Origin of the sequence: Salipiger mucosus DSM 16094, from assembly GCF_000442255.1 — a bacterium.
GTDB classification, from domain to species: domain Bacteria; phylum Pseudomonadota; class Alphaproteobacteria; order Rhodobacterales; family Rhodobacteraceae; genus Salipiger; species Salipiger mucosus.
In genome coordinates this window covers 1-22782 of the sequence record NZ_KE557296.1, presented here as the reverse complement: position 1 = coordinate 22782, position 22782 = coordinate 1, and the positions used below count along the sequence as shown (strand labels likewise).

Here is a 22782-nt window from a genome sequence, read left to right as displayed (position 1 = left end):
CCGCGCTCGCCCTGCAGGCGTGCCTCGGGCAGGCCGGTTTCCTGCGTGCCGATCTCGGTGATCTGCTCGCCGCGCGCCTCGATCTCGTCGGCGATCGTGTCGAGGAACTTCGCGCGCTCCTCGCGGGTCGAGTAGCCGTAGCTCCAGAAGGCCTCCTCGGCGGCCTTCGCGGCGCGCTCGACGAGATCGGGCGTGCCGACGCTGAACGCGTGCACCGGCCCGTGCGCCGGCTCGGACTCGAAGGTCGTCTCGCCGGCGACCCAGTCGCCCGCGATCAGGTGCTTGCCGTGCGGCGTGAAGGTGGACTTGTCGAGCATGGGGACCTCCTCAGGATTTGTGGATGGGCTCGTCGGTGAAGACGCCGCCCTGGTATTTCGCGACCGGCTCCTCGGGGCCGGGACGGGGCACGGTGCGGGCGATCTCGTCGAGGTAGTCGGCCGAGTTGTCCTTCGGCTTCCAGCCGAGGAAGTCGGCGTGGGAATTGTCCCACCAGCCCGCGTCGTTGTTCGAGGCGCCCCAGATCATGGTGCAGCCCAGGCGCGGCGCCCGGAACACCGTGTCGATCAGCGAGACGAAGTCGTCCTCGCTGAGCCAGGTCGCCAGCATCCGCCAGTTCAGCGGCTTGGGCGTGCAGGAGCCGATGCGCACCAGCGCGCTCTCCTGGCCGAACTTGTCCCAGTAGAGGCTCGCGACCGCCTCGCCGAAGATCTTGGACACGCCGTAGTAGCCGTCGGGCCGGTAGGGCGAGGTATGATCCAGCCGCGTGGTCTGGTCGTGGTAGCCGATCGTGTGGTTCGACGAGGCGAAGACGATGCGCGGCCGCCCGTGGGCGCGCGCCGCCTCGTAGAGGTTGTGGACACCGCGCAGGTTGGCGCTTTCGATCAGGTCGAAGCTCTTCTCGACGCTGATGCCGCCCAGGTGCACGATGCCGTCGCAGCCCTCGACCAGGTCCATGACGGCATCGCCGTCGGAGATGTCGCAGGGCACGATTTCCTCGCCCTCGCCCGCCGGGCCGAGGTCGGCCATGTCCGACAGGCGCAGCACCTTGGCGTGGCCCTTGAGTTTCTCGCGCAGCACGGAGCCCAGTTGCCCCGCGGCGCCGGTGATCAGGATACGGTTCATCATCGCTTTCACTCCATCAGGCCGGGCAGGTACATCGAGACGGCCGGCACGTAGGTCACCAGCATGAGCGCGGTGAAGATGGCAAGGTAGAAGGGCCAGATCGTGCGGATGGCCTGTTCGATCCGCACGTTGCCCACGACGCAGCCGACGAAGAGGCAGGCCCCGACCGGCGGCGTGCAGAGCCCCAGCCCGAGGTTCATCATCAGCACCACGCCGAACTGGATCGGGTCCATGCCGAGGCCGACCACCACGGGCAGGAAGATCGGCGTGGTGATCAGGATCAGTGCCGCCATGTCCATGATCATCCCGAGGCCGAGCAGCACGAGGTTGAGCAGCAGCAGGATGACGATGGGGTTGTCAGAGATGCCCGTGACCGCGCCGGCCAGCAGGTCGGGCACCCGGTAGAGCGTCAGCAGGTAGCTGAACGCCGAGGCGGTGGCGACCAGCAGCATGACCAGCGCCGTGGTGCGCACGGCCGAGACGACGGCGGCGCGGAACTTTTCCCAGGTAAGCTCGCGGTAGACGAAGATCGTCACCAGCACCGCCCAGATCGCGCCGAAGGCGCCGGACTCGGTCACCGTCATCACGCCCGACAGCACGCCGCCCACGATGATGACCGCCGTCATCAGCCCCGGCAGCGCCACGATGGCCGAGATCGCCAGCGACCGCATCCCCGGGAAGGTCTCGGCCGGGTAGCCGCGCTTGACCGCGATGCCATAGGCCACCAGCCCCAGCACCACGCACATCAGGATGCCGGGCACGATGCCCGCGATGAAGAGCTTGGAGACCGAGACCCCGCCTGCGGCCACCGCGAAGAGGATCATGTTGTGCGAGGGCGGGATCACCACGCCGGCGACCGAGGAGGTCACCGTCACGTTGACGGCATAGTCGCCGTCATAGCCCTTTTCCTTCATCACCGGCATCAGGATCGAGCCGAGCGCCGAGGTGTCGGCCACCGCCGAGCCCGAGATCCCGCCGAAGAGCATGGAGGAGGCCACGTTCACCACGCCGAGCCCGCCGCGCATCCAGCCCACGGCCGAGCTGGCCAGCCGCACCAGCCGCGCGGCGATGCCGCCCTGCATCATCAGCTCGCCCGCGAAGATGAAGAAGGGGATCGCCAGCAGCGAGAAGACCGAGATGCCGGACAGCACACGCTGGAAGCCGATGAAGAGCGGCAGCCCCTCGTAGAGAAAGCCACCCACGGTCGCCAGACCCAGCGCGAAGGCCACCGGCATGCCGGTCAGCAGCCCGAGAAAGAAAAGCCCGAAGAGTAGTGCCAGCCCCATGGATCAGTCCTTGCCGGTGGCCAGTGCCACGCCGTGATAGAGAGTGAAGATCGCGGTCAGCGCGCCGCAGATCGCCATGGGCACCGCGCGGATGCCCTCGGAAACGCCCAGCATGGGCACGCGCCGCGCCCAGGTGCTCTCGGCCAGGACCCAGCCCTGCCAGGCCAGCACCACGCCGAAGACCAGCATCCCCGCCAGCGCCATCCAGTGCAGCGGCAGGCGAATCGGCTCGGGCAGGGTCTCGCGCACGAAATCGATGGAGAGGTGGCTTTTCGTCCAGACCCCGGCGGCGGCGCCGAGGAAGGTGATCCAGACCACGAGGATCAGCGCCAGCTGCTCGACCCATGTGGGGGTGTCGTTCATGACGTAGCGGCCCCAGACGAGCCAGCCGAAGATCGCGACAAGCACGACCAGCGCCGTGCCCGCCACGGCGATGCAGATGTGCGCCAGCACGTCGAGCGCGCGTTCGACGGCGCTTTTCTGCGCCGGTGCCCTGTCCTGTGGCTGCATGGTGGTCCCCGGAAAATGACGGGCCCCGGCGGTTATCGCCGGGGCGAAGGCCGGGAGCCGCGGAGGCTCCCGGCGGGTCGGCTTACTCGACCGCCTGGATGTCGCGGATCAGCGACTCAAGGTCGGGGTTGGCCTCGATGAAGTTGGCGTAGACCGGCTCCATCGCGTCCTGGAACGCCGAGGCGTCCTCGACCTCGTTGACCTCGACGCCCGAGTCCATGACCTCCTGCTTCGAGGAATCCGAGCGCTCGGCCCAGAGTTCGCGCTGCTCCTCGGCCGCCGCGATGGCCGCCTCGCGGACCAGTTCCTTGTCCTCTTCCGAGGTCGCGTCCCAGACCGACTTGGCCACGCAGATGCACTCGGGGATGATCAGGTGGTTGGTGACCGAGTAGTACTTCGCCACCTCGTAGTGGTTCGAGGATTCGAAGCTGGAGTAGTTGTTCTCGGCCCCGTCGATGACGCCGGTCTTCAGCGACTGGTAGACCTCGCCGTAGGCCATGGGCGTGGCGTTGCCGCCCAGCTGGTCGACCATCTGCACGTAGAGGTCGTTGTTCATGACGCGGAACTTCATGCCGTCCATGTCGGCGGGCGTCATGATCGGCTTCTGGGTGTTGTAGAAGCTGCGCGAGCCGCTATCCATCCAGCTCAGCGCGACGATGCCGGCCTCTTCCAGCGCGTCCGAGAAGCGCTGGCCGATCTCGCCGTCCATCGCCTTGTGCATGTGGTCGATGTTGCGGAAGATGAAGGGCAGCGACAGCACGTTGGTCGCGGGCACGATCTCGCCCATGGGGCCCATGTTGAAGTTGCCCACGGCGATGGCACCTGCGCGCAGCTGCTCGATCGCGTCGGGCTGGGCGCCCAGCACGCCGCCCGGGTAGACCTGCGGCTCGATCCGGCCCTCGGTGGCCTCGGCCACGTCCTCGGCAAAGCTCTCGAGCGCGACCACGTTGGGATACGCCCTCGGGGTGGATCGCCCAGGTGCGCCAGGTTTCGGCGGCCGCCGGGGCGGCAAGGGCGCTGGTCAGGAGCGCGGCTGCGATGCCGGCACCGGTAAATTTCGCGGAAATCGTCATGTTTGTCCTCCCTGACAAAACGGCGGTTGTGCACCGCACGCGAGAGATATGACAAACTTGTATGATGACTGTCAAGCGCGGTGTCCCGCGTGGCCCTGACCCGCGCGCTTTTGTCCGACTGCGCTGCGGCGCAGCGTCCTGAAACCAAACCGTTTCCCGGTTCCGCCCAGTCAAGAAGATAGACCCCGAAATCGCCCGGACAAGCGCGGCAAAGTCGTATGACGACCTGTTTGACTCTGTCCGGTGACACGCCGTCCGCTCCTCGGATGCAAAAGGCCCCCGCCGGTCTCCCGGCGGGGGCCTCGAATCCCCTGCGGCCGCGACAGCGCCTCAGCGCGCGAGCCAGCCGCCGTCGACGTTGATGACCGCGCCGTTGACGTAGGTCGCCGCCGGCGAGGCCAGGAAGGCCGCCGTGCCGCCGATGTCCGAAGCGTCGCCCCAGCGCCCCGCCGGGATCCGGTCGAGGATNGCCTTCGACCGCTCCGGGTCCTCGCGCAGCGCCGCGGTGTTGTTCGTCGCGATGTAGCCCGGCGCGATGGCGTTCACCGTGATCCCGTGCGGCGCCCACTCGTTGGCGAGGATCTTGGTCACCCCCGCGACCCCGTGCTTCGAGGCGGTATAGGCCGGCACCCGGATGCCGCCCTGGAAGGACAGCAGCGAGGCGATGTTGATCACCGCCCCGGGCGTGCCTGTCCCCATCAGCTCGCGGCCGAAGGCCTGGCAGGTGAAGAACAGCCCCTTGAGGTTCACGTCCATCACCGCGTCCCAGTCCTCTTCCGCGAAGTCGACCGAATCCGCCCGCCGGATGGTGCCCGCGTTGTTCACCAGGATCGAGTAGCCCGCGCCCGCGAAGAGGTCCTTCGCCGCCATCGGGTCCGACAGGTCCAGCGTCAGCGATGTCGCCGTGCCGCCGGCCTCGGTAATCGCCGAGACCGTCTCGTCGCAGGCGCGGCGGCCGGCGCAGACCACCTGCGCCCCCTGCCCCGCCAGCGCCACCGCGATGGCCTGGCCGATGCCGGTGTTGGCGCCGGTCACCAGCGCCTTGCGTCCGTCGAGAGAAAAGATGCCTGCCATCAGCGCATGTCCCCCGGCTGAATGAAGTCCATGTCGGTGAAGTCCTTGTTGTCACCCGCCATCGCCCAGATGAAGGTGTACTCGCCGATCCCGGCGCCCGAGTGCACCGACCAGCTCGGCGAGATCACCGCCTGCTCGTTGGCGACGAACAGGTGCCGCGTCTCCTGCGGATCGCCCATCAGGTGCAGCACGCGGCTCTCGTCCTCCATGCCCCAGTAGAGGTAGGCCTCCATGCGGCGGTCGTGGATGTGGCTCGGGATCGTGTTCCAGACCGAGCCGTCCTCGAGCGAGGTGTAGCCCAGCGTCAGCTGGCAGCTGTCGATCACGTCCGGGTGGATGAACTGGCGGATCGTGCGCTTGTTCGAGGTCTCGGGCGCGCCCAGCTTGACCTCCTTGGCGTCGGCCACGGCCACCAGCGTCGAGGGGCAGGCCCGGTGCGCCGGCGCCGAGGCGAGGTAGAAGCGCCCCTGCCCCGAGAAGGTCACCGCCCCGGTGCCCATCCCCAGGTACAGCACGTCGCCGCGCTCCATCTCGTAGGTCGTGCCGTCGGCCTCGACCTTGCCCGATCCGCCGATGTTGACGACGCCCATCTCGCGGCGCTCGAGGAAGGTGGCGGTCTTGGTCTCCTCGATCTTCTCCAGCGTCAGGCTGCCCCCCGCGGGCACGGCGGCGCCCAGGACGAAGCGATCGTAATGGGTGTAGATCATCCGGATCTCGCCCTCGGCGAAGAGCCCCTCGCCCAGGAAGTGCTCCCGCAGCGCGGTGGTGTCCATGCCCTTGGCATGCTCGGGGTGAATCGCATGACGGGTTTCGACGGTCAGCATGACAGTCTCCTTGAAAACTTTGGGGAGGTTGGTCGGATCAGAGGCCAAGGGCGCGTGGCAGGCCCAGCACTAGCCCCGGCCAGTAGGTGACGAGGAAGAGCAGCGCGAAGAGCATCAGGTAGAAGGGCCAGAGCGCGACAATGGCGCGCTCGACCCGGATCTTCGCGACGCTCGCCCCCACGAAAAGCCCGGTGCCCACCGGGGGCGTGATCGTGCCGATGGCGAGGTTGAACACCATGATGACGCCGAAGTGCACCGGGTCGACGCCGATCTTGCCGGCGATCGGCAGCAGGATCGGGGTGAAGATCAGGATCGCCGGCCCGATGTCCATGAAGCAGCCGATGACGATGAGCAACAGGTTGATGATGAGCATCACCACCAGCGGGTTCTCCGAGATGCCCAGCACCAGCTCGGTGACGGCGGCGGGGATCCCCGTGAAGGCCATGGAGAACGACAGCGCGGCCGAGGCGGCGAGCAGCAGCATGATCGCCCCAGTCACCTGCACCGTCTCGAGCAGAAAGCCCGGCAGCTCGCGCAGCTTCTTGGTGCGGTGGATGCCGAAGGCGAGGATCATGGTATAGACCACCGCGATGCCCGAGGCCTCGACCGGCGTGACGATGCCCAGCACGATGCCCCCGATCACGAAGACGATCAGCAGCAGCGAGGGGATCGCGGCGAGCGTGGTCTCGACCGCCTGCCGCACGGTGGGCCAGGGCGCCAGCGCGTAGCCGCGCCGATGCGCGAGGATCGAGGTCATCGCCATGAGGCCCAGGCCCCAGAGCGCCCCCGCCACCGCCCCCGCGGTGAAGAGCGCCGCGACCGAGGTGCCGCCCGAGACCAGCGAGTAGATGATGAAGGCGGTCGTCGGCGGGATCAGCATGCCGGTGGGCGCCGAGGCGATGTTCACCGCGGCGGCGAAGGACCGGTCATAGCCCTTGTCCGCCTGGATCGGGATCATCACGCCCCCGATCGAGGTCGAGGCGGCGATGGCCGAACCCGAGATGCAGCCGAAGAGCATGTTGCCCGCGATATTGGACTGCGCCAGCGAGCCCGGGATGCGCCCCGCGAGAAGCTGGGCGAAGTTCACCAGCCGGATGGCGATGCCGCCCGAGTTCATGATGACCCCCGCGAGGATGAAGAAGGGCACCGCCAGCAGCGAGAAGCTGTCGAGACTCGCGACCATCTTCTGCGCCGAGGTGAAGAGCGCCATGTCGAAGGGCACCACCAGCATGACCGAGGCGATGGCCGCGCCCACCAGCGCGATGGCAAGCGGAATGCCGAGGCCCGCAAGCAGGCCGAAGACACCGATCAGGATGAGGCTGGATGCACCGGCCATGAGGTCAATCTCCCGCCGCGAGGGCTTTTTCGAACTCGTCGGCCTCGTCGCGACGGCCTGCGATGCGCTCGACGAGGTTCAGCAGGCTGTAGATCACGATCAGCAACCCCGAGACCGGCATCGCCGCGTAGACCCACTGCATCGGGATCTGCATCACCGGGCTGGTCTGCGTGCCCGCGACGCTGACGGCGCGGAAGCCGCCGATGATCAGCACCGCCACGGCGAAGACGATGAACGACAGCGGCACCAGCAGGCCCAGCAGGCGCCGGACGCGGGGCGGCGCCATGCCGGGCAGCAGCTCGACCGACATGTGCGTGCCGCGCCCGGCCGCGAAGGCCGCCCCCAGGAGGGACGACCAGATCATGCCGTAGCGCAGAAGTTCCTCGGACGAGGTCGACGGCGCGTTCAGCACGTAGCGGCTGAACACCTGCCAGACCAGCACGGCCACCATGGCCATCAGGATCAGGCAGGCGGAGTAGCCCACGCCCCCGTCGAGGATCCGGCGCAGCCGGGTCATCATGCCCCCTCGGCCACCGCGCGGATCTGCTCGTAGACCTCGTACTTGGCGGGCTCATCCTCAAGCGCGTCGTACATCGGCTGCACGGCCTCCTGGAACTCCGAGACGTCGGGGTGGAAGAACTCGACGCCGAACTCCTCGGCCGCCTTCTTCTTCTCCGCCTCGATGGCCGTGGCCCAGACCTCCTTGTGGTACTCGGTCGCCTCCTTGGCTGCCTCGCGCACGGCGGCGGCGTGCTCGTCCGACAGCCGGTCGAGCGTGGCGGTCGAGATCAGCACGATATCGGGGATCCGCGTGTGCACGTCGTAGCTGTAGTATTTCGCTACCTCGCCGTGCCGGGCGATGGTGATGGCGTATTCGTTGTTCTCGGCCCCGTCGAGCACGCCCTGCTGCAGCGAGGTATAGACCTCGCCCTGCCCCATCGCGATGGGCGAGGCGCCCAGCATCTCGACCATCTCGATCGAGGTCGGCGACTGCATCACCCGGAACTTCTTGCCTTCAAGGTCCGCAACGCTCTCGATGGGCTCGTCCACGGTGTAGAAGCTGCGCGCGCCGCTGTTGAAATAGGTGACGCCGACCATGCCCTGGCCCTCGGTCGCCTCGTAGATGGGCTGCATGACCTCGGCGCTGTCCATCACGTTGTAGAAATGCCCCTCGCTGTCGAAGAGGTAGGGCATCGAGAAGACGCCGTAGACGGGTGCGAAGCTCTCCATCAGCCCGCCCGAGACCTTGGTCATGTCGATGGTGCCCGCCTGGACCAGCTCCACGAGCTCGCGCTCGCCGCCAAGCTGGCTGTCGGGGAAGTACTGCACCGTCACCTCGCCGCCGGTCGTCTCCTCGACGATCTCGCCGAATTTCTTCATGGCCTCCACGGTCGGCGTGGCATTCTGCGCCCAGGCGAACTTCAGCGTCTCGGCCGAGGCCGACCCCGCGATCAGGGCCGTTGCGGAAATCGTGGTCAGGATCTTCAGCATCATCGTCCTCCTCCTATGAGTGATGCGGCGCGGACCGGTCTCAGATGTAGGTCCGCAGGTATTCACCAAGCGCGAGCATCGCCATCGCCTGCCCGTAGGGCATCGAGGTCAGCGGGATCTCGCGGTAGAACTCGAGCGTGTCGCCGATCGGCGTGCCGAAAGAGACCTGCTGCAGCTCTCCCGCCTCGTCGATGTTGGCGATCACCGCCTGCATGGCGCGTTCGGCCACCGGCTCGAAATGCGCCGGCAGGTAGCGCTTGCGCACGCCCTTGAGCAGCCCGTAGGCAAAGCCCGCCGTGGCCGAGGCCTCGGGGTAGCTGTCCGGATCGTCGATCAGCGTGTGCCAGAGCCCGCTCTCGTGCTGGGTGTCGCGCAGCGCGTCGGCCTGGCGGCGCAGGGTCGACAACAGGTGCCGCCGCAGCGGATCGCCCTCCTTGAGGTCGAGCATCTCGATGAACTCGGGGATCGCGATGGTCAGCCAGGAATTGCCCCGGGCCCAGAGCGCCTTCGCGAAGTTGTGGTTGCCGTCGAAGGTCCAGCCGTGGAACCACAGGCCCGTCTCGCGGTCGGCGAGGTACTGGGTGTGGATCAGGAACTGGTATTTGGCTTCCTCGACATACTCGGGACGGTCCAGCACCAGGCCGATCTTGGCCAGCGGCAGCACCGACATCATCAGCGTGTCGTCCCACATCTGCTGGTCGTTGACGCTGTTGTAGACGATGTGCTGAAGCCCGCCCTCTTTCGTGCGCGGCATCTCGTGCATGACCCACTCGGCCCAGCGGTCGAGGTAGGGCACCCAGACCGGGTTCGGCTCCTGCTCGTGCAGGCAGGCCAGCGTCAGGAAGGGCGCGACGGTGTTGATATTCTTGGTGGGCGTGCCCTCGGCCAGTCGCGCCTCGAACCAGTCGAGGATGATGCGCTTGGCCTCGGCGCTGCCGGTCAGCTGCCAGAAGTGGAACAGCCCATAGAGGCCCACGCCATGCGTCCATTCCCAGCCGGCCCAGCCCTTGGTATCGATCACCCGGCCGTCCTCGAGGCGCAGCAGGAACTCGCCCGTCTCGTCCTCGATGTTGATCAGGTTGTCGGTCAGGCGCTCGATCAGGCCGCGAACCTCGTCGCGGCCGATGGCCCTCTCCTTCTGCTTGAGCAGCGGGTGCACGTCGTCCTCCTCCTTGCGCCTCGCGGATCTGATTTTTTCGGAACCGCGTTTCAGAATTTAAGGAAGCACGGAAGCCGGGAGGCTGTCAACACGTTTCGGGACGGCGTTTCAGTTTTCAAAATAACGTTATATATCAGTATGCTGACAACGCTTCTTCGCAGTCCTTGACTTCGACCTGAACAAATTTCAGAATGACATTCCAGAAAACACGGAACGGTCATGTCCAGCCAACGCCAGCCGAAAACCGAAAACGTCGCCTCTGTTCTCAAGGTCTTCTCGGTGCTCGAGTCGCTCGTCGAGGAGCGACGCGCGGGCCTTGCCGAGATCGCCCAGAAGGCGATGACCTCCAAGAGCACTGCGCACCGCCTGCTGCAGACCATGGTCGACCTGGGCTACGTCACGCAGGACCCCGAGACCGAGAAATACCAGCTCACGCTCAAGCTCTTCAGCCTCGGGGCGAAGTCCCTGCGCGGGCAGGAAGACATCCTGCGCGTCGCCGACACCGTGATGGGGCGCCTGTCGCGCGCCACTGGCGAATCGATCAACCTAGGGGTCATGGACGGGCACGAACAGCGCGTGACCTACATCCACAAGTACGACAGCGCATACAGCCTCGCGATGCAGTCGACGCTGGGCTACCGCAACCCGCTGCACTCCACCTCGCTGGGCAAGGCGCTGCTCGCCTTCCGCGACGAGGAAGAGATCCGCGACCGCCTCTCCCGCATGACCTTCGAGAAGCTGGCGCCGAACACGATTACCGATCCCCGTGCGCTGCGTGAGCAGCTCCAGGCGATCCGCGCCCGCGGCTATGCCGAAGAAATCGAGGAGAGCGAGGCCGGCGTGCGTTGCATGGCGACTCCGATTCTCGACCACATGGGCAAATCCGTCGCCGCGATCAGCATCTCCTTTCCGCTGTTCCGCTTCGACGAGGCACGCAAACCCGAGATCGCTGCCCAGCTCACCACCGCTGGGCTGGAGGCCTCGAAGGCGCTGGGATACGCTGGCGCCACGCTGGCTCAGACCGGCGCGGCATCGTTTTCCTGAAGAGCGGCAGAAAAAGGATTCAAATCCAATCCTGCCCTTGCACCAACGGGAGAAACTGCTGTCGTTGGTGAAGGACAACTTCTGAAACCCGGCTTGGTTTAGGCTCAGGACCGGTTGATCAGCACGGCTGCGCGTGACTCAGGGTTCTGGCAAGAAAGCCTGATGAAGAGCGATCTCTTCTGGCGGATCGATGCGTAGATGGCCCCGGCGCAGCCCTGCTTCCCGAGGGCTCACGGCAAGCTGCGGTTGGACGAAAGGCGCTATGAAACGCTGCCCGGCAGCGCATTGCGCAGGAATTGCCCGGGAGAAGCCAAGCTGCCTGCCGTCACAGATCAGGAGAGCCGTCCTGTCCGTCTCTTCTTGGCGTCGGCAAGGTCCGCGAAGACAAAGGCGCGCTCGGCTCCGGTCGAATACGACACGCTCCGATACCGGCGCCAGCTATCTTTGAGGGGCCGCCGAAGGTGCCTTGGCTGCCATCCTGGGCCGCGCCAGCCAGGGGCCGATCCGCACCGCAAGAAGCGCGAAGCCGACTGTCCACAGACCGGCGGAGAGGTCTATCCCGTCGAACCGCCCCAAGACCATCGCGGAACCGGCCGCGCGCGCCGCAGTTGCGGCGACGACAAGCACGAAAGCCGCGGTCAGCGTGGGGCCGGCCACCAGTGGGCGACCGGTATGCCCCATGGTCGCGCGCATCATGACTGCCACGGTCATACCGCCGACAGCGCCGATACCCAGCACGTGCGCGCCGCTCGCAGGCGCNACGAGGCCAAGCGCCGCAAGGGCAATGGCGGCGAAGGACCTCTTCGCGGGCGCGGGCTACTCGATCCTGGTGAACAACGCGGGCACCATCCGGCGGGCGGATTCGGTCGACTTCGCGGAAGAGGACTGGGACGCGGTGATGGACGTGAACCTCAAGGGGCTGTTCTTCACCTGCCAGGCCTTCGGCCGCGAGCTGATGGGGACAGGCACGCCCGGGGCGGTGATCAACATCGCCTCGCTGCTGTCCTTCCAGGGCGGCATCCGGGTGCCGGCCTATACCGCCTCGAAGCACGGGGTCGCGGGGGTGACCAAGATCCTCGCCAACGAGTGGGCGCCGCACGGGATCACGGTGAACGCCATCGCGCCGGGCTACATCGCGACGAACAACACCGCGGCGCTGCGCGAGGACCCGGAGCGGTCGAAGGCAATCCTCGACCGGATCCCGGCGGGGCGCTGGGGCGACGCTTCGGACATCGGCGGCACGGCGGCCTTCCTGGCCTCGCCGGCGGCGACCTACGTCAACGGCGCGGTCATCAACGTCGACGGCGGCTGGCTCGCGCGCTGAGGCGCTGTCGCGGCCGGAATGGTTTCGAGGCCCCCGCCGGGAGACCGGCGGGGGCCTTTTGCATCCGGAGAGCGGATCGCCTGTCACCGGACAGGGTCAGGCCCCGGCCAACGATGCACTAACTTTCAAATCGGACCACTCAAGTAGGGCAGATCACCGGCGAGAAGGAATCGCGATGATCCTGTATGACAGTTGGTCGAAGGAAGTCCATGAGGCTGGCAAGAAGCGCCTGACCGGCGACACGGCGCGCCAAGCGTAGATCCCGGGGGTGACATTTCTGCGCGCCGAGGCGGCCTGCGACCATCTATATGGCAGCTGTTGACGGGACGGCTGGTACAGGGGTCTCCTATACGGACCAAAATGTCGGGTGGATTCCCGAGTTGTCTCCGGCGACCTGTGCGCTCCCTTTGGGTTTCAGCACTTCGGGAGAATCACGCTTCCAGCAATGTGGCCAGCATGGATTTGATTGCGCGATAAGCCAACGCCGAGGGCCGTGACGAGACTTCGAGGATGTCGAAAACGTGAGACCCCGGAATCGACCGAATGGTTCACCAGACGCCGACTGCGCATGCCGATTGGAAATATTCCATCGGCGAGAGCAGAGGTTGACGTCCAAGCAAGCCTCGAGACTGAAGACATGGCTGCGAAACCAGCCGAAATCAGCCGAGGCGAACCTGGAGAGTTTCAGGCCTCTGCGACGGCCTGTCTTGCAATGCGAGGAATTTCACTGCGGTGAAAGCCGAGGTCGGCGAGTTCGCGATCGCTGAGTGCCTGCAATTCATCAACTGTCCGATGAAAAACGGCGCGGCGGGCTGCACGTTGCTCGAAGGTGTCACGGAGCTGTTGGAAACGCGCTTTCAGCCCGGATTGATTGAAACGCGCGATGTCTTGTTGAGCGTAGGCCATATTCAGCCTCCTGTGTTCTGTCGCCGCCGGATCGCGCCGACACCGCTAGAAATAGGCGGATGCTGCAGATGCACAATCGACAAGGTCGAAATGCCGCCATGCAGCATGATCAACGCTAACATGGGGCTTTTGCGCGGTTCGGGCCAAGCGCTCAAGGTTCGCCCGCGGGGTGAACGGCACAGGTCCCAAGCGATGTCGCACGCGGCCTCTCGTTGCTCTTACTTGCTTGTCGGTCTCCATTTCGAGGACGCACCGGGCGACTCCGAAGGTCATGCGACGGCGGGTGCCGAAATCGAAAAGCCCGGTATCATGTACCTCGCGGCCGACGACTGCATGATGTTCTGCAGACCGCCGCACGGGAGCATGCCACGCGGCTCCGAAGGCTACGTGACCGCCCCCGGAACACCGGCGACCCACCAGGGGCGGCCACACGACAGTCGACCACGGTCGAAAATCAGGATGTACGTGGCAACTTGACCAGCTCTTCCACTTCCACGGGCAATCCGGTCTGAAAGGATCGGTTCGCCGCGATGCCGGTGAGGATCGACATCGCTCCGTCACGGTAGCTCGCCGCGTAACCGGCCGCCGAGTTCACCTTTCCGAATATGTCGGCGAGCATGCGGTTGTCGCCGCCGCCGTGACCACCTTCTGCCGTGTCGACAGGAACGATGCGCGGGGTCCCGTGCAGCGGGAAATGATAGAGGTTGATGCCCTCGGCCGCGCCCTCCTGTTCCTTGTCTCCACCGCCGTTGATGTAGGACGTTTCGCGCACCATCAGTTCGATCCGGCCTCCCGACCCGTTGAAACTGACGTTGAATCCTTCCCAGGGGGCGTAGGCGTTGAGAGAATAGGTCAGCACCGACCGGTTCCGGTAGCGCACCATCACCTGCATCGTATCTTCGATGCTGATGCCGTCACCAAAGACGTTCTGGTCGCGCTGGTACCCGTCCTCGTGTTCGGCGTCCCAGTAGAGCGCCTTCTGCACGGGACTTGCCGTCAGATCGATGGCAAACGGGTCGTCCTTGGCGGCCGCTGCGCCAGTCGTCCGGGTGTAGGGCGTGAAGAGGCCCCGCTCCTCGGCATTGGCCCGGCCGTAGAAGCGCAGATCGCCCATGCCGAAAACGGTTTCCGGCTGGCTGCCCAGCCAGAAGTTCACGAGGTCGAAATGGTGGGTCGATTTGTGAACCATCAAGCCACCGCTGTTGCGCTTGTCGCGGTGCCAGCGGCGGAAGTAGTCGGCGCCGTGCTTCGTATCCAGCAGCCACTCGAAATGGACCGAAAAGACCTCTCCGATCTCACCGGACGCAATGAGTTCGCGCACAGCCGCGTTGTGCGGGGAATAGCGGTAGTTGAACGTCACCCTGACCGAGCGGCCGGTGCGCTCCACCGCGTCCACGATCTGCTGACATTTGTCCGCATCGGTCGTCATCGGTTTTTCGGTGATGACGTCCCGTCCTGCCTCGAGGGCCGCGATGATGTAGATGTGGTGGGTCCGGTCAATCGAGGTGACGATAACGGTTTCGGCCTCAGTCTCCTCGAGCATCCGATGGAAATCCTCGGCCTTGTAGGTTGGCAGCGGGCCCGCGCCGAATTCTTCCTGCAACACCGAGTTGGTGTAGGCCATCCGGGTCTGGTTCGTGTCGCAGAGCGCGACCAGTTCTGCGCTGTCGCGGTAGTCCTTGGCGATGGCTTCGTAGAACATCCGGCACCGTGACCCGGTCCCCACGAGCGCGTATTTCTTGCGCATTTCGGTCTCCTTGTTCGTCGGCCCTTGCCGGACCAACGGGATGAGTTGATCTGCCCGGAGCCCTGACGGGTCCGGCTTTCTGACGTGAATTCTCTGTGCGTTCAGCCGCGTATCGCGCGGTCATTGCCGTCGAAGAAATGACAGTCGGCGGGGTCGATCTGCAGCGGGATGCGGTCACCCGTACGGCAGGCATGCTGACCGGGCAGGACGACGGTGAGCTGCTCTCGACCGAAGCTCGGACGAACGTGCAGCACCGTGCTGCCGCCGAGATGCTCGACCAGATCTACCGTCCCCTCCCCGACGCGACTGCCCCGACCCGTCGCCGATGCCGATGTGCTCCGGCCGGATACCCAGGGTCAGTTCGGTTCCCGGTGCGACGCCAAGGCGACGTCCCGCGTCGATCCTCTGGTCCTCGAGCATGACCGCACTGTCATCCGCCACCCTGACCGTGGCGAAGTTCATCTTCGGCGATCCCAGGAAGCCGGCCACGAACCTGTTGTCCGGCTCGTTGTAGAGCTCGAGCGGCGAACCCGACTGCATCACCTGTCCGCCCCGCAGCACGACGATCTGGTCGGCCATGGTCATCGCTTCGACCTGGTCGTGGGTGACGTAGATCATGGTGTTGCCGAGCCGCTCATGCAGCTTGGTGATCTCGACACGCATCTGCACGCGCAGCTCGGCATCGAGGTTCGACAGCGGCTCGTCGAAGAGGAATATCTTCGGGTCACGCACGATCGAGCGTCCGATGGCCACCCGCTGACGCTGACCACCGGACAGTGCCTTGGGTTTTCGGTTCAGGTAGTCGGTGATCTGCAGCGTCGAGGCCGCGTCCTGCACACGACGGTTGATTTCGTCGCGCTTGTAGCCTGCGGTCTCCAGTCCGAATGCCAGATTCTTGTAGACGCTCATGTGCGGATAGAGCGCGTAGGATTGAAAGACCATCGCAATGCCGCGCCGGGCCGCGGCAACGTCGTTCATCCGCCCTCCGTCGATCATCAGGTCACCGTCCGAGATGCTCTCGAGCCCGGCGATCATCCGGAGCAGGGTGGACTTGCCGCACCCCGAGGGGCCGACGAAGACCGTGAAGGCGCCAGGCTTGATGTCGAGGTCGATCCCCCGGATCACGTCGAGGGCGCCGTAGCGCTTCTCGACATTCTTGAGTGAGATAGTGGTTGCCATGCGTCAGTCCGGTTCTCAGCGTTTCATGCCGGTTGTGGCGATGCCCTCGATGAGCAGCCGTTGGAAGAAGAGGAAGATCAGGAAGATCGGGACGAGCGACAGGATCGACATCGCGAAGAGTTCGTTCCAACTGGAGGTGCCGCTGGAGTCGATAAACGAGCGGAGGCCAAGCTGGACCGTGTAGTTCTCCATCTCGCTGATGTAGATCAGGGGCCCGAAGAAATCCTCCCAGGTCCAGATGAAAGAGAAGATCGCGGCGGTGGCCAGGACCGGCATCGATAGCGGCAGGATGATCTTGTAGTAGATCCGCCAGGCGCTGCAGCCATCCATGCGCGCCGCCTCGTCCAGCTCTCGCGGGATGCCGCGGAAAAACTGGACCATCAGGAAGATGAAGAACGCATCGACGGCGAAGTATTTCGGGACGATCAAGGGCCACCACGTGTTGACCCAGCCGAGTTCGCGGAACAACACGTACTGCGGGATCAGCGTCACGTGGTAGGGCAGCATCAGCGTACCCAGCATCAATGCGAACCAGAAGTTCTGGCCGGCAAACCGCAGCCGGGCAAAGGCGTAGGCGACCAGGGAAGCTGCCAGCACGTTGCCGATTGTGGCGACGACCGAGATGAACATCGAGTTGGCGAAGAAGCGTCCGAAGTTGACTTGCAGGCCGAACCAGCCATCGGGGTAGGCGCTCAGGGTCACTTGCGAGGGGATAAGCCCCGACTCGCCGCCGAACAACTCGGAGGCGGGACGCAGCGAGCCCGACAGCATCCAAAGGATCGGGTAGATCATCACGATGCAGACCGCGATCAGAAGCGCGTGGCGCACCGTGCTGTTCAGCCGGGGGTGCCTGGAGCCGCGCCCCGGCATGTCGTTGACTGCATCAGTCATCGTAGTGCACCCAGTATTTCGTGGTCAGGAAGGAAAACGCTGTGAAAATCGCGATGATGATCACAAGCACCCAGGCCAGCGCGGAGGCGTAGCCCATGCGGAAATAACTGAACGCCTCTTGGTAGAGGTACAGGGTATAGAAGAGCGTCGAGTTGATCGGCCCGCCGGATCCGCCGGAGATGATGAATGCCGGTGTGAAGGCCTTGAACGCCTCGATGGTCTGGATGACGAAGTTGAAGAAGATCACCGGCGACAGCAGCGGCAGTGTGATGCGCAGGAACTGTCGCGTGGTTGATGCCCCGTCAAGGCTCGCGGCTTCGTACATATCGCCCGGGATCTGCCGCAGACCTGCCAGGAAGATGATCATCGGCGAGCCGAATTGCCAAACCGAGAGTACCACCAGCGTGTAGAGCGAGTAGTTGGGATTCGAGATCCAGCTGGGGCCCTCGATACCGACTGTCGCCAGCAAGCTGTTGACCAGGCCGTCCGCTGCGAACAGTTGCCGCCAAAGAACCGCAATCGCCACCGATGTGCCAAGCAGCGAAGGAAGATAGAAAATCGCTCGATACGCCGGCAAGGCACGCATGCCCCGATTCAGCACCATGGCAATTCCGAGCGCGAAGGCCAGCTTGAGCGGCACCGACAGCGCAACGTACAGGAAGGTGACCTTGATCGCGGCTGCGAACTTTGCGTCGGCCGTCACCATGCGGACGTAATTCTGCGCCCCCAATGAACTCGGGCGAGGTCAAAAGATCGAAATTGGTAGAACGACAGATACAGACGTAAACCAGCGCCGGACCGAGCGTCAGACAGAAGAAGCCGATCAGCCATGGCGCAAGAAACATGTATCCGGCGCCGTTCCGGTGGATGGCTCGTGAGAGCCATCCTGACGATTCCGGACGCGCAACGGACCTGCCGTGTTGGACTTCGTCGTATGCAGACATTCCCTAGGCTCGCTCAAGGATTGCTGCGCCCTCATCGACGAGTTTGGCGCCGCCCTGTTCGGGGGACACGGCCTCGAAGGCAACTTCCTGAGCGATGCGGATCAGCACCGCGTTGATCTCACCCGCGCCTCTGGGCGGTGCCGGCGGCAGACTCCCGATCTGCGGCGTCAGATTGGCAATCAGGTCGACCACCTTGCGGCCGGTCGCGTCAAGACCGGGGAGAATTGCTTCGCGGGTTTCGGGCGAAGCAGGCACGCCGCGATCGAGACCGAGCAGTTTCGCCCCCTCCGGCTCACGGATCAGGAAGTTGATCATGCGCGCCGCGAGCGCTGGCTCCTCCGATGTCGACGAGATCGAGAACATCTGCGACGGCTTGAGATACTGACCGGGTTGGCCACCCGCGAGAACAGGAACCCCCACGACGGTCAGCTCGGAAGGCACCAGTTGCTGGTAGGATGCGAACTGGTTGGAGTGGGCAAAGTCGGTGACCGCACTGCCGGTGACGATCGGCGCTGTCTCGGGGGAGTTCTTGTAGAGCGCCTGGACATCGGCCGGCACACAGCTTCCTGCCTTGCGCATTTCGGCCCAGTAGGCATACCAGCGGCCCGCATCCTCGGCGTCATAACCAAGCGTACCGTCCGGCGTGTAAAGTGCTTTTCCCTGAGTTCGCAGCCAGATTTCAAACAGCCTCTCGTGGACGCTGCCATCGGAGGTCGCATAGACCCGATCCCGGGTATTTGCGCCAGCGAAGGCTGCGCATTTTTCCGCGAAGCCGTCCCACGTGGTATCGAACCCGGGTGCCTCGACACCGGCTTCCTCCCAGGCTGCGGCATCGAAGACGACCGAGAAGCTGTTGACGCCGACGTTTCCGCCGTAGAGCTTCCCATCCACCGAGCAGCTGTCGAGATTGACGTCACCGAAGTCGGATATTTTCAGTTCCTCTCCGAGGAATTCGTCGAGAGGGCGGATCGCACCGCGCCTCGCGTACTCGAACATGTAGCGGTAATCCATCTGGATGAAATCCGGCGCGTTGCCGCCAGCGACCTGGGTCGCGAGGCGTGCCCAGTAGTCATCCCATCCCATGGATTCCGCATCTATTGAGACATCGGGGTTCGCATCGGTGAACCGGTCTATGGCGGCATTTGTGCGGCGTGCGCGCTCGTCCCCACCCCACCAGATCATGCGGATGCTTCCGCCCGACTGTGCGAGGGCGCGGCGCGATCCGAGCAGCGGCAGGCCGGCCATCGCCAGCCCGGTGCCGAGAAGCCGGCGCCGGTCGATCTTGTTCGAATTCATACTGTGTGTCCTCCCGATTTGGACTGCAACGGCGCGTGGCGCAGTGGCGTGTCCGTCTCCTCCATGGTGCCGGTGGTCCTCCTCACCGGTGCAGGGCACACGAGGGTGCCGCCGCAAGATCAGCGTAGGGAGCGCTATCTATACGAACAAATACAAAATATCGACGCTATCATAGAACTCATCTATATCCTTGTGACACAGGAGGAGATTGAACTTGGACCGAGCGATTGAGCAATTCGTGGCCGTGGCCGAGGCAGGTTCAGTGATGGCGGGTGCCGAACGCCTGCGGCTGTCGCAGCCGACGCTGAGCTACAACATCAAACGATTGGAGGAGTCTCTCGGCGTTCCGCTGTTCCATCGCTCGGCACGCGGTGTGCAGCTGACTGCCTATGGCGAGACGCTCTACAACAGCGCGGTCGTCATCGGACGACTTCACTCGAACGCTCTTACGACCATCGCGCGCCAAAAGGCGGAACTTGAAGAAGGAATAAGCATCGGAACAGGATATTCCACCTGGTTCCTGATCCTGCGCGATTACGTCATCGAGCACTTCGAAACGCATCCACATGCTCCGATCAACCTGAGTATCGGAAACATGATGCGCTGCATGGATCAGCTTCTGGCCGGTGATATATCCTTGTTCATCGGCCACCGTATCGATCATCTGAAAAAAGGCATCGCGGTCGATTTCATCCCGATGGGACGGGCCACGGACGGGTATTTCGCGCGCCGCGGCCACCCTCTGCTGGCTGCGGAGAGAAGCCTCGAGGACATCCGTGCCTACCCGTCGACCATGGCCTATCCACTCGATGCCAGCCAGAAGCGCCTGGTTTCCGGCGGCGAGTTATACGACGCATCCCGATTGGGGCATGCTTTCACCTCGAACTCACTGGGGGCATGCCTCGAGTTCGCCCAGTCAACGGACGCGGTGCTGATCCACAGCACGGTCCTCGCGAATTACCTCAGCGAGCACGGACTTGATCAGGTTCCTCTGCGCCCGGGACAGTACGTGAAGGAGGCAGTCATGGGCATTCACGTATTGCCGGAGCGAAAATCGAATCCGAAGGTTCAGGCCTGTATACAGGCCATCCTCGACCGAGCCGAACAGCTCAAGCTCTTTCCACCATAGCGATAGCGGCAAGCGCGGCGGCGCCTCGGGCTCCGCGTGCGGATCGACAGCCCTTCGTCGCTGTAAAGCCTGTAGGTGCGCTTGACGAACGCGATGACCGACTACTCTCTCTGTTTCGGCTGCAGGGTCTACAAGGTCACCCAAGGATATCGGTGAGGATCTCGCGGCCCGTTCGCAAAGCGGGCAGATCAGTTAGCAATGCATCCAAAGGTGGTGCGGGCAAGGCAACTGATCGATCCCTAACAATCGCCGTGCCCGATGCGATTTAAGATGCAAGACACTGAAGATGAGAGCGCGACAATGCCCAATTCCGTACCCGAGGACCCTCTGGCCGATCCCGCAAAGACCGCGGCAACCTGTACCGGCCTCAGGCACGCTCCTGCGACTGCGCGCAACCGCGAACCGATCCAACGGGCGCTGGCCGACCTGCTTCCGAACCGGGCCTGCACGGTGCTGGAAATTGCCTCGGGTTCGGGCGAGCATGCTCTGTGGATGGCGCGTTCGCTGCCGCAGGTGACATGGATGCCGAGCGAGGCGACGACCGACGGCCTCGCCGCCATCGAAGCTTGGCGCGCGCTCTGCCCCGACCTCGTCGATCGGGTCGCGCCGCCGGTGCACATCGACGCCGCCCGGCCGCCCTGGCCGGGGGCGCATATGGATGCGGTCTTCGTGGCGAACCTCACCCATATCGCGCCCTGGTCGGCGACGATTGGGCTCGTCGAAGGCGCTGCTGCACGTCTCGTCTCCGGCGGGTTTTTGTTGATCTACGGCCCCTTCAACGAGGGCGGCGGCTTCATGGGGCCCGGCAACGTCGCCTTCGATGCCGATCTGCGCAAGCGGAACCCGGATTGGGGTTTGCGCAACCGCGAGGCGGTGGACGAGACAGCCTCGGCGCGCGGATTCGTCGTCGAGCCGGTCCGTGACATGCCGGCAGACAACCGCCTGCTTGTCTATCGTCAGCCCTGAAACGGACCAAACCGCCATCCTCCAATGCACCGGCGTGGGTAAGCGCGAAGCCGCGATTTGGATGCCGGGCCTGACAGCTGGCGCGGCGCGCGCGGCGCTCGGCCGCCATTGCGTGAGCTCGGGCGGCCGGAACCGGGCAGCGGGCTTGTCGTCGCAAGGCCCGTGCGACGTGCTGCCCCGGACGCTCCCCAAGAAAGCCCCTAACTGGTAGAGAAGCGGGTCGTATGACCTCAAAAATTTTCATGATGCGCCGGAGGACCCAAGTTCAGATCACCGGACAATAGACAGCCCGGTGATTTGCCAATGGCTCACGACAACGCGCGCACCCAGATGTTGCGATAGGCGACATCTGCATCGTGGTCCTGCAGCATGATCGGGGCGCAGCCGTGAGCCTCGTTGTAAGAGGGCGCGCCGATCCAGACCGTCTTGCCCTGGATCTCGACGTCGTTCTGCACGACAATCCCGTTGTGCATAACCGTCACACGCGCGGGTTCACTCACCCGGCCGTCGGATCCGAACTCGGGCGCTGTGTAAGCGTTGGCTGCGCCCCACGCGCGTTCAGCTTGACGGCGGGAAGTTCCACGGCAGGAGATCGTCGATCCGACCTTGCGGATAGCCAGCGGCGATGGCCTCAAGGGTGGCCTTGAGATAGGCGAATGGTTCGACGCCGTTGATCTTTGCGGTTTCGATCAGTGACGCGATGCGGCCCCAGGCCCTGCCGCCCTCGTCGTGACCGGCGAACAACGCATTTTTTCTGTTCAGAGCGATAGGGCGGATCAGGTTTTCGACGCCGTTGGAGTCGATCTCGACGCGGCCGTCGTAGAGGAAGGTCTGCAGGCCATCCCAGTGGCGATGGATATAGGCCAGCTTCTCACCGAGCCGGGATTTCGCCGACACCCGCAATCGCTGTTCTTGCAGCCACTCTCCGAACGCCGCGACCAGGGGTGCCGTTCGCGTTTGCCGGGCCGAGAAGCGCTGGCCGGGCTCGATGCCGCGGATGTCGTCCTCGACCTTGTAGATCTCAGCGATACGGCGCAGGCCCTCGGCGGCGATCTCGGAGCCGTCGCGGTCGAACACCTCCTTCAGCTTGCGTCGGGCATGCGCCCAGCAATGTGCCACGCGAACGGGATCGCCGCCCTTGCGAGAGGGGCGCGTCAGGCGATTGTAGCCGGTATACCCGTCAAGCTGCAGGATGCCGTCGAAGCCCCGCAGGAATCTCTCGGCGTTCTGTCCACCCCGACCCGGGGCGTAGAAGAACACCACCCCTGGCGGGTCGGCGCCGCCCCAGTTGCGGTCGTCGCGGGCCAGCGCCCAGAGATAGCCGGTCTTCGTCCGGCCGCGACCGGGGTCGAGAACCGGCGCAGTAGTCTCGTCTATTACCCGGCAGGCGCATCAAAAGGATGCTGCCGAGAGGGCATGAAGAGCTTGGTGGATGCCTTCAAGTGCTCGGCCAGCCGGTCGACGACGGGCCTGAGATGGAA

The 22782-nt window shown here is 64.6% G+C and carries 23 protein-coding genes and 2 pseudogenes; 4 read left to right on the top strand and 21 right to left on the bottom strand.

The annotated features are described in order from the left end of the window. From SALMUC_RS27370 to bglB, 11 genes are all read right to left on the bottom strand, one after another. On the bottom strand, positions 1 to 317 hold a 317-nt coding region (locus SALMUC_RS27370), incomplete at its 3' end, for an aldehyde dehydrogenase family protein (protein WP_037373112.1). A gap of 10 nt (positions 318 to 327) precedes the next feature. After that, the gene (locus SALMUC_RS27365) at positions 328 to 1125 is read right to left on the bottom strand and encodes an NAD-dependent epimerase/dehydratase family protein (protein ID WP_020043477.1); all 798 of its coding nucleotides are present in this window, start codon (positions 1123 to 1125) and stop codon (positions 328 to 330) included. 5 nt (positions 1126 to 1130) lie between these two features. Beyond that, on the bottom strand, positions 1131 to 2408 hold the full coding sequence (locus SALMUC_RS27360) for a TRAP transporter large permease (protein ID WP_020043478.1): 1278 nt from the start codon (positions 2406 to 2408) through the stop codon (positions 1131 to 1133). A 3-nt stretch (positions 2409 to 2411) separates the two neighbouring features. Then, positions 2412 to 2918, bottom strand: coding sequence for a TRAP transporter small permease (locus SALMUC_RS27355; RefSeq protein WP_020043479.1), 507 nt, complete (start codon positions 2916 to 2918; stop codon positions 2412 to 2414). A gap of 82 nt (positions 2919 to 3000) precedes the next feature. Next, entirely contained in the window at positions 3001 to 3864 is an 864-nt protein-coding gene (locus SALMUC_RS27350; protein ID WP_021121111.1) for a TRAP transporter substrate-binding protein, read from the bottom strand. A 457-nt stretch (positions 3865 to 4321) separates the two neighbouring features. Further along, positions 4322 to 5065: a 2-dehydro-3-deoxy-D-gluconate 5-dehydrogenase KduD gene (gene kduD, locus SALMUC_RS27345; RefSeq protein ID WP_020043481.1), complete on the bottom strand. Its 744-nt coding sequence runs from the start codon at positions 5063 to 5065 to the stop codon at positions 4322 to 4324. Next, complete coding sequence (gene kduI / locus SALMUC_RS27340) at positions 5065 to 5889, bottom strand: 5-dehydro-4-deoxy-D-glucuronate isomerase (RefSeq protein ID WP_020043482.1); 825 nt, start codon at positions 5887 to 5889, stop codon at positions 5065 to 5067. The genes kduD and kduI overlap by 1 nt, the downstream gene beginning before the upstream one ends. 37 nt (positions 5890 to 5926) lie before the next feature. After that, on the bottom strand, positions 5927 to 7225 hold the full coding sequence (locus SALMUC_RS27335) for a TRAP transporter large permease (RefSeq protein WP_020043483.1): 1299 nt from the start codon (positions 7223 to 7225) through the stop codon (positions 5927 to 5929). A gap of 4 nt (positions 7226 to 7229) precedes the next feature. Continuing rightward, positions 7230 to 7745, bottom strand: a complete 516-nt coding sequence (locus SALMUC_RS27330; protein ID WP_020043484.1) for a TRAP transporter small permease — start codon at positions 7743 to 7745, stop codon at positions 7230 to 7232. Continuing rightward, on the bottom strand, positions 7742 to 8719 hold the full coding sequence (locus SALMUC_RS27325; protein WP_020043485.1) for a TRAP transporter substrate-binding protein: 978 nt from the start codon (positions 8717 to 8719) through the stop codon (positions 7742 to 7744). The genes SALMUC_RS27330 and SALMUC_RS27325 overlap by 4 nt, the downstream gene beginning before the upstream one ends. A 37-nt stretch (positions 8720 to 8756) precedes the next feature. Further along, positions 8757 to 9875, bottom strand: coding sequence for a beta-galactosidase BglB (bglB, locus tag SALMUC_RS27320; protein WP_020043486.1), 1119 nt, complete (start codon positions 9873 to 9875; stop codon positions 8757 to 8759). A 219-nt stretch (positions 9876 to 10094) separates the two neighbouring features. Between bglB and kdgR the strand changes: the two genes are divergently transcribed. After that, positions 10095 to 10919 (top strand): DNA-binding transcriptional regulator KdgR, encoded by an 825-nt coding sequence (gene kdgR / locus SALMUC_RS27315; protein ID WP_020043487.1) that lies wholly within the window; start codon positions 10095 to 10097, stop codon positions 10917 to 10919. 438 nt (positions 10920 to 11357) lie between these two features. Here kdgR and SALMUC_RS27310 read toward each other — a convergent pair whose 3' ends face one another. Then, the gene (locus tag SALMUC_RS27310; protein WP_037373110.1) at positions 11358 to 11657 is read right to left on the bottom strand and encodes an NnrS family protein; all 300 of its coding nucleotides are present in this window, start codon (positions 11655 to 11657) and stop codon (positions 11358 to 11360) included. Between SALMUC_RS27310 and SALMUC_RS27305 the strand changes: the two genes are divergently transcribed. Next, the gene (locus tag SALMUC_RS27305) at positions 11563 to 12243 is read left to right on the top strand and encodes an SDR family oxidoreductase (RefSeq protein WP_425414333.1); all 681 of its coding nucleotides are present in this window, start codon (positions 11563 to 11565) and stop codon (positions 12241 to 12243) included. The genes SALMUC_RS27310 and SALMUC_RS27305 overlap by 95 nt on opposite strands. Before the next feature lie 684 nt (positions 12244 to 12927). Here the strand turns inward: SALMUC_RS27305 and SALMUC_RS27295 are convergent. The 7 genes and pseudogenes from SALMUC_RS27295 to SALMUC_RS27270 all read right to left on the bottom strand — a co-directional run bounded on the left by SALMUC_RS27295 (position 12928) and on the right by SALMUC_RS27270 (position 19206). Continuing rightward, positions 12928 to 13149: a DUF1127 domain-containing protein gene (locus SALMUC_RS27295; protein ID WP_020043589.1), complete on the bottom strand. Its 222-nt coding sequence runs from the start codon at positions 13147 to 13149 to the stop codon at positions 12928 to 12930. Between the two features lie 454 nt (positions 13150 to 13603). Continuing rightward, positions 13604 to 14896 (bottom strand): Gfo/Idh/MocA family oxidoreductase, encoded by a 1293-nt coding sequence (locus SALMUC_RS27290; RefSeq protein WP_020043590.1) that lies wholly within the window; start codon positions 14894 to 14896, stop codon positions 13604 to 13606. Between the two features lie 101 nt (positions 14897 to 14997). Continuing rightward, complete coding sequence (locus SALMUC_RS31945) at positions 14998 to 15150, bottom strand: hypothetical protein (RefSeq protein WP_245584759.1); 153 nt, start codon at positions 15148 to 15150, stop codon at positions 14998 to 15000. A 136-nt stretch (positions 15151 to 15286) separates the two neighbouring features. Further along, a pseudogene (locus SALMUC_RS27285) lies at positions 15287 to 16075 on the bottom strand (ABC transporter ATP-binding protein); the annotation flags it as partial. 15 nt (positions 16076 to 16090) lie between these two features. Beyond that, positions 16091 to 16966 carry a carbohydrate ABC transporter permease gene (locus tag SALMUC_RS27280; protein WP_037373107.1) on the bottom strand — a complete coding sequence of 292 codons (876 nt, stop codon included), beginning with the start codon at positions 16964 to 16966 and terminating at the stop codon, positions 16091 to 16093. After that, positions 16959 to 17672 (bottom strand): carbohydrate ABC transporter permease, encoded by a 714-nt coding sequence (locus SALMUC_RS27275; protein WP_021121106.1) that lies wholly within the window; start codon positions 17670 to 17672, stop codon positions 16959 to 16961. Before SALMUC_RS27275 ends, SALMUC_RS27280 begins: the two co-directional genes overlap by 8 nt. 241 nt (positions 17673 to 17913) lie before the next feature. Then, on the bottom strand, positions 17914 to 19206 hold the full coding sequence (locus tag SALMUC_RS27270; protein WP_020043594.1) for an ABC transporter substrate-binding protein: 1293 nt from the start codon (positions 19204 to 19206) through the stop codon (positions 17914 to 17916). A gap of 214 nt (positions 19207 to 19420) precedes the next feature. Between SALMUC_RS27270 and SALMUC_RS27265 the strand changes: the two genes are divergently transcribed. Together SALMUC_RS27265 and SALMUC_RS27260 are read left to right on the top strand one after the other, a co-directional pair. Further along, complete coding sequence (locus SALMUC_RS27265; RefSeq protein ID WP_020043595.1) at positions 19421 to 20335, top strand: LysR family transcriptional regulator; 915 nt, start codon at positions 19421 to 19423, stop codon at positions 20333 to 20335. A 270-nt stretch (positions 20336 to 20605) separates the two neighbouring features. Next, a complete protein-coding gene (locus SALMUC_RS27260) occupies positions 20606 to 21301 on the top strand; it encodes a DUF938 domain-containing protein (protein ID WP_198014710.1) in 696 nt (231 codons plus the stop codon). A 308-nt stretch (positions 21302 to 21609) separates the two neighbouring features. Here SALMUC_RS27260 and SALMUC_RS30240 read toward each other — a convergent pair whose 3' ends face one another. Both SALMUC_RS30240 and tnpC read right to left on the bottom strand, forming a co-directional pair. After that, positions 21610 to 21783: a 3-keto-alpha-glucoside-1,2-lyase-like domain-containing protein gene (locus SALMUC_RS30240; RefSeq protein WP_281168891.1), complete on the bottom strand. Its 174-nt coding sequence runs from the start codon at positions 21781 to 21783 to the stop codon at positions 21610 to 21612. A 76-nt stretch (positions 21784 to 21859) separates the two neighbouring features. Continuing rightward, a pseudogene (gene tnpC, locus SALMUC_RS27255) lies at positions 21860 to 22782 on the bottom strand (IS66 family transposase); the annotation flags it as partial.

Excerpts from the sequence above, each read along its gene's own strand:
- SALMUC_RS27365 (WP_020043477.1), bottom strand. The coding sequence starts at position 1,125 with ATGATGAACCGTATCCTGATCACCGGCGCCGCGGGGCAACTGGGCTCC.
- SALMUC_RS27360 (WP_020043478.1), bottom strand. The coding sequence starts at position 2,408 with ATGGGGCTGGCACTACTCTTCGGGCTTTTCTTTCTCGGGCTGCTGACC.
- SALMUC_RS27355 (WP_020043479.1), bottom strand. The coding sequence starts at position 2,918 with ATGCAGCCACAGGACAGGGCACCGGCGCAGAAAAGCGCCGTCGAACGC.
- kduI (WP_020043482.1), bottom strand. The coding sequence starts at position 5,889 with ATGCTGACCGTCGAAACCCGTCATGCGATTCACCCCGAGCATGCCAAG.
- SALMUC_RS27335 (WP_020043483.1), bottom strand. The coding sequence starts at position 7,225 with ATGGCCGGTGCATCCAGCCTCATCCTGATCGGTGTCTTCGGCCTGCTT.
- SALMUC_RS27330 (WP_020043484.1), bottom strand. The coding sequence starts at position 7,745 with ATGATGACCCGGCTGCGCCGGATCCTCGACGGGGGCGTGGGCTACTCC.
- SALMUC_RS27325 (WP_020043485.1), bottom strand. The coding sequence starts at position 8,719 with ATGATGCTGAAGATCCTGACCACGATTTCCGCAACGGCCCTGATCGCG.
- kdgR (WP_020043487.1), top strand. The coding sequence starts at position 10,095 with ATGTCCAGCCAACGCCAGCCGAAAACCGAAAACGTCGCCTCTGTTCTC.
- SALMUC_RS27295 (WP_020043589.1), bottom strand. The coding sequence starts at position 13,149 with ATGGCCTACGCTCAACAAGACATCGCGCGTTTCAATCAATCCGGGCTG.
- SALMUC_RS27290 (WP_020043590.1), bottom strand. The coding sequence starts at position 14,896 with ATGCGCAAGAAATACGCGCTCGTGGGGACCGGGTCACGGTGCCGGATG.
- SALMUC_RS27280 (WP_037373107.1), bottom strand. The coding sequence starts at position 16,966 with ATGACTGATGCAGTCAACGACATGCCGGGGCGCGGCTCCAGGCACCCC.
- SALMUC_RS27275 (WP_021121106.1), bottom strand. The coding sequence starts at position 17,672 with ATGGTGACGGCCGACGCAAAGTTCGCAGCCGCGATCAAGGTCACCTTC.
- SALMUC_RS27270 (WP_020043594.1), bottom strand. The coding sequence starts at position 19,206 with ATGAATTCGAACAAGATCGACCGGCGCCGGCTTCTCGGCACCGGGCTG.
- SALMUC_RS27260 (WP_198014710.1), top strand. The coding sequence starts at position 20,606 with ATGCAAGACACTGAAGATGAGAGCGCGACAATGCCCAATTCCGTACCC.